The 8,522-nt window shown below is 33.2% G+C and carries 7 protein-coding genes; 6 read left to right on the top strand and 1 reads right to left on the bottom strand.

The window, feature by feature from the left end; all coding sequences use genetic code 11:
• The first annotated feature begins 482 nt into the window (after positions 1-482).
• A complete protein-coding gene (locus tag ACQVV1_RS29520; RefSeq protein ID WP_242256802.1) occupies positions 483-2,414 on the top strand; it encodes a glycosyltransferase in 1,932 nt (643 codons plus the stop codon).
• A 65-nt stretch (positions 2,415-2,479) separates the two neighbouring features.
• Positions 2,480-3,256, top strand: coding sequence for a class I SAM-dependent methyltransferase (locus ACQVV1_RS29515; protein ID WP_431169921.1), 777 nt, complete (start codon positions 2,480-2,482; stop codon positions 3,254-3,256).
• 40 nt (positions 3,257-3,296) lie between these two features.
• Here the strand turns inward: ACQVV1_RS29515 and ACQVV1_RS29510 are convergent, their stop codons facing one another.
• The gene (locus ACQVV1_RS29510; protein WP_431169920.1) at positions 3,297-4,241 is read right to left on the bottom strand and encodes an NAD-dependent epimerase/dehydratase family protein; all 945 of its coding nucleotides are present in this window, start codon (positions 4,239-4,241) and stop codon (positions 3,297-3,299) included.
• Positions 4,242-4,504: 263 nt separating this feature from the next.
• Between ACQVV1_RS29510 and ACQVV1_RS29505 the strand changes: the two genes are divergently transcribed.
• The 4 genes from ACQVV1_RS29505 (at position 4,505) to ACQVV1_RS29490 (ending at position 8,433) form a co-directional block, all read left to right on the top strand.
• Positions 4,505-5,299: a sulfotransferase family 2 domain-containing protein gene (locus tag ACQVV1_RS29505; RefSeq protein WP_431169918.1), complete on the top strand. Its 795-nt coding sequence runs from the start codon at positions 4,505-4,507 to the stop codon at positions 5,297-5,299.
• Positions 5,300-5,502: 203 nt separating this feature from the next.
• Positions 5,503-6,225, top strand: coding sequence for a class I SAM-dependent methyltransferase (locus ACQVV1_RS29500; protein WP_242256810.1), 723 nt, complete (start codon positions 5,503-5,505; stop codon positions 6,223-6,225).
• A 27-nt stretch (positions 6,226-6,252) separates the two neighbouring features.
• Entirely contained in the window at positions 6,253-7,125 is an 873-nt protein-coding gene (locus tag ACQVV1_RS29495) for a class I SAM-dependent methyltransferase (RefSeq protein WP_242256812.1), read from the top strand.
• 231 nt (positions 7,126-7,356) lie between these two features.
• Complete coding sequence (locus ACQVV1_RS29490) at positions 7,357-8,433, top strand: glycosyltransferase WbsX family protein (protein WP_431169917.1); 1,077 nt, start codon at positions 7,357-7,359, stop codon at positions 8,431-8,433.
• Positions 8,434-8,522: the final 89 nt, after the last annotated feature.

The raw sequence follows: 8,522 nt of genomic DNA, 5'->3' as shown, positions 1-8,522 counted from the left end.
ACGTTGTTTGTTTCGTTCAGTTTTCAAAGAACTACTTGGTCGCTCATTTGCGACTTCCTTATGTTAACATCTTCGTTAGTTAATGTCAACTAAGTTTTTTTATTTCGTTTGTCGTGTTCTGCGTTATTGCATCGGCGACTTGTTCTATATTACACCTCTATCTTCTAATCGTCAATACCTTTTATCCTTTTTATTTTATAAATTATAAAGGGTATTGAACCTTCTTCATTTATACTGTGTCCCTAGAGATTAACAAACTGGTGCAGTCACTTTCATAATCGACAGTTTATACTTTCTTTCTTACCACTTACACCTTTCTAAAGAATGAATATCAAGCCAAACAAATATATATTAAAGGTAGCATTTTTATTTCGAGTACATTCCAGCTACATTCACAATTATCTCCTACCACTTCTCTCTAGGGAATTATAAATGCACCATACATTTACTAAAACTCTAATTAACTTAGGAGGCGTTATGAAATGCATGTTAATAAGAAGATCATTTATGTATCCCATGATGCCCATTTCCACGGAGCACAGCTGCTTTCTTTACATACCATTAAAGCTCTTAAAGAAAACTTTCAATACTCCGTCGCAATTATTTCTATTGGAACGGGCATTTTAATCCAAGATTTTCAAAAATATGGTCCTGTTTATTGCCTAGAGGAAAACTACCCGACGGAAGAAAAAATCGAATTATTAATAAAGAAGTTATTATCACAAGACTATACCATTGCCATATGTAGTACCGTCATAAGTGGTGATATAGTTGCATTACTAGCTAAACACAATATAAAAGTTATTTCATTAATACATGAATTGCCGCATTTAATACAACAGTACTCTGCCGAGGGAAAAGCTAGAAACATTGCCGAGTTTGCTTACAAAGTTGTCTTCCCTTCACAGTACGTGTATGAAAAATTCCTTACAATCACCCAATTAGACCATCAAAAGTGCCACATTCTCCCCCAAGGTTTATTTAACCATAATCCTTATAAGAACAATATTGCAAAAGCTAGAAACGAATTACGAAAAAAACACAACCTGCCTCTAGATAGCAAAATCATTTTGGGGGTAGGTTTCGCTGATCATCGAAAAGGGATAGATTTATTCTCACTTATTGCTTACTCAGTAAGAAAAATTCATAAGAATATTCATTTTATCTGGGTTGGGAAAGCAGATGTTCATTTTTTAAATACGCTATCCCAAAGATATACAGCACATTTCACGTTAGTGGAGCCCACTCCAGATATCGGTTTATATAATGCCGGGGCTGATTTATATTTATTAACTTCAAGAGAAGATCCTTTTCCAAATGTTGTTTTAGAAGCATTAGATACAAAACTCCCTGTTATAGGGTTTAAAAACGCTGGAGGTTTTGAAGATGTTGTTACGGAACAAACTGGCGCTTTAGTAGACTTTTTAAATTTACCGAAGATGTTGGAAAGAATATATGAATTTCTTGGAGATGAAGATTTACGATTACACAAAGGGAGATTTGGGCAAGAACTTATCGAAAAAGAGTTCAACTTCCTTCATTACATTTATCAATTATTAGGCCTGCTTGAGCATAATTATAAAAAAATAAGCGTGATCTTACCGAACTATAATTACGAAAAATACTTACCTGATCGAGTTAAATCCATATTAAACCAAACCTATCCCCTTTACGAACTAATTTTCCTAGACGATGCCTCTAATGACAATAGTGTATCTATATTTGAACAGTTGCTCTCAAACGAAAATAAGTCCCATCTAAAAGTTCAGCAAATTATTAATGATAGAAACTCTGGTTCTGTATTTAAACAATGGATAAAAGGCGTCTCTGCAGCAACCGGTGATTATATTTGGATTGCAGAGGCGGATGACTTATGTGATCAGACATTTTTAGAAGAAGCAATACAAGGGTTTCATATAAATAGTGATGTTACCTTAAGCTACACTCAATCAAAACAAATAGATGAACAAGGACGTATCCTAGCCAATCATTATTTAGATTACACAAATGATATTGATAAAGAAAAATGGAAGAGTTCTTATTTTCGAAAAGGGACAGATGAAATACAAGATACGTTACTTATCAAAAACACCATACCTAATGTCTCAAGTGTAGTTTTTAAAAACATAGATATACAAAAAACAAAACAACAATTAGAAAAGTTTAAAGTAGCTGGTGATTGGTTTTTCTATGTTTCTATTCTTAAAGAGGGGAATATTTATTTCAATCCAAAACCTCTAAACTATCATAGACGACATACAAATAGTGTAACGAGAACAGAAGATTCATATTCCCATTACAGTGAAGTTGTACAAATGCAAAATTTTATTAAAGAAACCTTTACTATCGACGACATTTCAAAAAAGAAAATGTACGCATATAGAAAGTACATTAAAGCATATTTGAAGATTTAATTATATATTTTCTTTTCCATCAGTATCTCTTGTAAGACCTTACTATTATTTAAGGGGGTTACTCTTTGAAAGAATTTATAGAGGCACATAAAGATTTGATTTCTCAAATTGCACACAACTACAATGTAAATGCAAGTATCCATCCAGAGGATCATATCTTTCAATTCCTTGTCACTAATCCAGTCTTCGCATCAAAAAAGGAAGCGATAGATTATTATTTTAAAGACGGGAGAAAATCAGCAGAAACACTCTTAGATTTAATTACTTCCTTTTATCCTCCTGTAGACACTCCAATTAAATTATTAGAATTCGCATCCGGATATGGCTGCGTAACACGTCATTTATTAAACCTACAAACGAACTTACGTATAACTACCTGTGATATACATGAAGAAGCTATTACTTTTATTGAAAGTACATTAAATACTTCTTCTATCTTATCTCACCCTGAACCTGAACAAGTAAAATTAGCCTCGTCTACGTACGATATCGTTTTTTGTCTATCCTTTTTTTCTCATATGCCTGATACAACTTGGTTTCGTTGGCTTCAAACATTGTATAATGCTGTTTCCCCTGGCGGATTATTCATTTTCACAACTCATGGATATCAAAGTAAAAAGCACTTCAACTGTCCAGATTTAAATAAACAAGGTTATTGGTTTCTTCCCTCTAGTGAACAACTCGATTTAGATGTTAATCAATATGGGCAAACGATTGTTAGCCCCTCTTACGTATGTGACAAAATTAAATTATTACCTTATAACCCTATCATCCAAAAGTACTCTGAAGGTTTTTGGTGGGAACATCAAGACCTTTGGGTAATAAAAAAAGAAATAAAATAATAAACCACGCTCTACTTATACAGAAGTAGGGCATGGCTTATTATTTTTTACTATATAAGAACTCTTCAATCCATAGCTTATTTAATCTAATTCCACTTTTGAAATCTATTTTCGGTTCCCAATTACATTCTCGTCTTACCCTATCTATATTTAAAATGATTTGTTGAACATTTTCTTGCTTTTGTTTATAACAGATAAAATCCACTTTTCTTTCCGTTAATTTCTCCAATTCTACTATAATTCGTTTTAAAGAGAGGCCCTTGCCACTTCCTATGTTATACACACAAGATTTCAAGCGATTTAATTGTGATAGTTGTATAGTGATTTCAACTAAATCATCGATATAAATATAATCTCGAATAATCTCTTGTGGATTCCCATATATATTAATCTTTTCATTACTGAGATGCTGATACAAAAAACAATTTATTGCCCCGACTTTCTTTAAAGGATTTTGATATTTCCCATATGGATTAGAATATCTACATACAACATAGTCAATTCCATATCTTCTCTTATAAAAGTACAAATAATTTTCAAGCGACACTTTTGTTATTCCATAAGGAGAAAGTGGTTTTAATGGATGTTCCTCATTAATAGGTAAATATTCCGGTTCACCATAAACTGTGCCTCCAGAAGATGCTAATACAATTTTTTTAATAGGAAAAGTTTTAACACTTTCCATGAAATTAAGAAAAAAAAAGCTACTGTTCATATCTCCGAAAACATCTTCAATTGAAGTTGCTACATTTGACGTTGCAGCTAAGTAAATAATAATATCCACATTTACTAAAGCTTTATATATATCTTCAACATTTGCTAAATCCCCTTTAATAAATTCAACCTCACTTATAATATTTTGAGGAAAATTATTTATATGTCTGGAAAATACTTTTACATTTTGACCTTGTTTCAATAAACCTAATGCGAGGTTAATACCAATGAAACTATTTCCACCTACTATTAAATAATTATTCTTCCCCATAATATCCTCTCTAGTAATAAGATTTTTACTTATCACACCTAGAAATACAAATAAATGAACTTGGTCATATCTATTATTCATTCTCTTATAATTGTATGCCTCTTATACATTTTCATTATCTTTATTTTACATTCCCCTTTTAGAATCGTTATCTTATTTAAGATGACAGCAAAATACACTCATAATATTTACTCATTTCCATGAATATATTGGATTAATAAAAAATCCTCTTCCTATACCTTAAAAAAAGGAGTGTTAAACTCATGAAAAATATACATCAAGAACTTTTAAATTATGTAACCCTACATAAAGATCGAATTCCACATTTCCATAAAGACTTTCCACTTATACTATTCTGGAGCCACAGGAGCGGATGTACTACATTAGCTAATTGGTTCTTTTTTCAAATTGGATTATTTCCTGAAGCAAAGAAATACAATGATTTTATTCATTACTATGAGTTCTGGGTATATAAAAATAACCCCAATTATATACAGACGTTACATAGCGGTCTGCTAGAATCAAAAAAACATGTTTGTAAACTCGTACGAAATCCCTATACAAGGGCCGTTAGCTCATTTTTATTACTTGCTGACAATCCTTATGCTAGCCCTCAATGGGATAGTATCCGAAAGTGTTTTTATAATGACAAGCATAGTAAACAAGGAATATCATTCAAACAATTTTTATATTACGTTCAAGCACTTGGTTCCAATTCCCAAGTAATAGATATGCACTTTAGTCAACAATACGTCCCAGGTGAAGAAGCCTTTATCCAACGCTATATACCTTTAGAAGATTTTAATAAGCAAATTCCCAAAATAGAAAACGAATACGGTTTAATTAAATCCGACCTAACAAAACTTACAAGTTCAGGTCATCATCGCGCTCACAAGATGGTTTATACAGGAAGCTATGCAGAGCTTAGTATTACAGATGAAGCCTTTCCCCAATTTCCAACATACGCAAGCTTTTATGACAAAGAAACAATGGATTTAGTTACAGAAATATATGCAAAGGACTTTGAAATGTATCCATACACGAAAGGGATATTTTAAGTCTATATATTCTTCAATGAATAAAAGCAAATATATCGCATAGCATAAAGTGAAACTTTAATTAGCGTGGGGTTCTCCCCCGTTGATTATTTCTTTCTACCAATATTACTTTTATGGGTTCCCTAATTTTCCCCCACTCAATTTGATTTAGTTGATTGGTGACGTGTGTGCCATATGCATTTTTTACACAGGAGTGATGTCATGTGGAAGGTAATTTGAAGCACAATAATGGATACTGCGTTATTTGTGAGAAGGAAGCTACATTTATAGAGCATAATGATTGGCTTAGAGATCACTACTTATGTTCTACATGCCACTCTATACCAAGGCAGCGAGCTTTAATCCATGTTTTAAATACATTTTTTCCGAAATGGGGTTCCTATCATATCCACGAATCCTCTCCTGGCGGGATTACAACTCAACTACTAATAAAAAACTGCAAAAACTATACATATTCTCAATACTTTAAAAACTACCCTCTCGGCCAATACTTTCAAGGAATTAGATGTGAGAACTTAGAAAACATGACTTTTCCAAATGAATCTTTTGATTTGTTTATTACTCAAGATGTCTTTGAACATGTAATGGAGCCAAACAAAGCCTTTAAAGAAATAGAGCGTATCTTAAAACCTGGCGGTGCTCATGTATTTACTGTTCCTTGGTATCATACACTCCCAAAGACTTTACAACGAGCAAGAATCAATAAAGAAGGAATTGAGTATATTGAAGAGCCAATTTATCACGGAAATCCTATAGATGAGAATGGGTCTTTAGTAACATTTGATTGGGGCCAAGATATGATTGAATATATTTATACACATGCAAATATGTATACCATTGTTTATTTACAAAAGGATAGATCACTAGGGTTAGATGCTGAATTTTTGCATGTTTTTGTTAGTAAAAAACAAGTAGATAGTTGTTAATCACTACATCATTCGGAGGTTTAACAGATGCATAACTTTAAGTTAGGAAGTGATTTTGATAACCTTGTTAGTCCACTATCTGATATTGAACTTCTAAATCTATTTATACAAAGTTGCTCACAAACAAAGATCAACGGCATCCCAGTACCTATGTTCCCCCCTGAAGAAATTCAACAACAATTTGTAGGTGCTTCCTATGAACATGCTCTTTATGAAGCATATTTGTTTTATAGCCATGTAAAAACATATGCCCAAAATTTAGGTGTTCCTTTGAATAAAGAACGTAAAATTTTAGACTTCGGTTGCGGATGGGGAAGAATTATACGCTTCTTTTTCAGAGATGTTCATGATGAAAATTTACTTGGTATTGATGTAGATCCCGCAATGATTAATATTTGCAATGAAACGTTAGGAAGAGGGATATATAAAACAGCCAATCCACACCCACCTGTAGAATTTATTAGTGATAATTCATTAGACATCATATTTGCTTATTCTGTATTCTCACATTTATCCGAAGAAACTGCAGAACATTGGATAAAGGAATTTTCAAGAATTCTTCGTCCAGGTGGAATCTTCATTGGAACAACACAAGCACGCTATTTTCTCGATTTCTGTCAACAATTCAAGGAACACCCTGAATTAATTCAAACCGGGTGGCATAAAACTTTATCTCAGGCTTTTCCAAATATAAATCGTGCCATCTCAGATTATGACAGTGGCAATTTTGTTCACAGTCCTACAGGGGCAGGAGACGTTAGAAATAGTAGTTTTTACGGAGAAACTGTTATACCTAGAATTTATATTAAAAATCACTATGAGAAGTATTTAAAGCTACGGGACTTTTTTGATGATGTAAATCGATTACCCCAAGCCCTATTTGTTCTCCAAAAAGATTAACCCTTTTCGTTCATGGTAATGCACGTAATTTCATAATGAACATCATTTTTCATCGCAGCCATATATTGAATCATCCAAGATTTCCATATCAAATAAATTGTAAAACTGAATTCAATATAGAGCATACCAAAACAGCAAGTAAATAACATATCTCACACTTTAGAATGGAGCCCAAAAACCAAAAGTAACTTCCCACCACTTGCACTGTGAAGAACATAAGGGGGATATATCTTGAAAATAATCGCTTTTTACTTACCACAGTTTCATCGAATAAAAGAAAATGACCGATGGTGGGGTAAAGGTTTTACTGAATGGATAAATACTAAAAGTGCACGACCTTTATTTTCAGGACATTATCAACCTAGAGAACCTTATCAAGATTTTTATTATGACTTAACCACCCCATCCGTAAGAAAGTGGCAAGCAGAAATCGCTAAAGCACACGGAATATATGGTTTTTGTTATTATCATTACTGGTTTAAAGGAAAGAGGCTTTTGGAGACACCCTTTAATGAAGTACTTAAGATAAAGGAACCCAATTTTCCATTTTGCCTTTCTTGGGCAAATGAACCGTGGACAAAAACTTGGGATGGTCTTGATAGTCACATATTAATGCCTCAAAATTACGGAGAGTTATCGGATTGGAAAGAACACTTTGAGTATTTATTACAAGCTTTCCAAGATGAGAGATATATACGTATAGATGATAAACCATTATTCATTATTTATCGTCCTGGTCATATCCCTGATTGTGAGCAAATGCTCAATTATTGGAATACACTCGCCCAGGAAAATGGTTTGAAAGGTATATATTTTGCAGAAACATTAAACAGCTTTCCACTTCCTAATATAGATGGATTCGATGCTAGCATTCAATTTGAGCCTTTTTATACAATTGCTCATGATAGCTCTTCAGACATAAATAAAACCATATACGAGTCTGGTAAACAAATAAACGCTTGGGATTACGATAAAGTGTGGATGTATATATTAAAGCGATCTCCTTCAGAGAAAAAAACATTCCCTGGTGCCTTTGTTGACTGGGACAACACAGCACGCCGCAAAGACTTAAATAGCAGCATCTTCCTAGGTTCTACCCCTGAGAAGTTCACAATATATTTAAGCAAGCAAATCCATCGTACCTATTCTCTTTACAAAAGCGAGTTTTTATTTATTAATGCATGGAATGAATGGGCAGAAGGTACTTACTTAGAACCAGATAAAAGACATGGATTTGCCTATTTAGAAGGAGTTAAACAGGCAATTAACAGAGGTATGAAAGCATACAAAAAAGACGAGTCATTCTGACTCGTCTTAAGATTGCTTGGCGACGTCCTACTCTCACAGGGACAAGGTCCCAACTACCATCGGCGCTAGAGAGCTTAACTTCCGTGTTC

The organism is Bacillus basilensis, from assembly GCF_050630465.1.
GTDB lineage: Bacteria > Bacillota > Bacilli > Bacillales > Bacillaceae_G > Bacillus_A > Bacillus_A basilensis.
The sequence above is the reverse complement of the archived record's forward strand: the minus strand, read 5'-3'. Positions and strand labels throughout refer to the sequence as shown.

Excerpts from the sequence above, each read along its gene's own strand:
- ACQVV1_RS29520 (WP_242256802.1), top strand. The coding sequence starts at position 483 with ATGCATGTTAATAAGAAGATCATTTATGTATCCCATGATGCCCATTTC.
- ACQVV1_RS29510 (WP_431169920.1), bottom strand. The coding sequence starts at position 4,241 with ATGGGGAAGAATAATTATTTAATAGTAGGTGGAAATAGTTTCATTGGT.
- ACQVV1_RS29505 (WP_431169918.1), top strand. The coding sequence starts at position 4,505 with ATGAAAAATATACATCAAGAACTTTTAAATTATGTAACCCTACATAAA.
- ACQVV1_RS29495 (WP_242256812.1), top strand. The coding sequence starts at position 6,253 with ATGCATAACTTTAAGTTAGGAAGTGATTTTGATAACCTTGTTAGTCCA.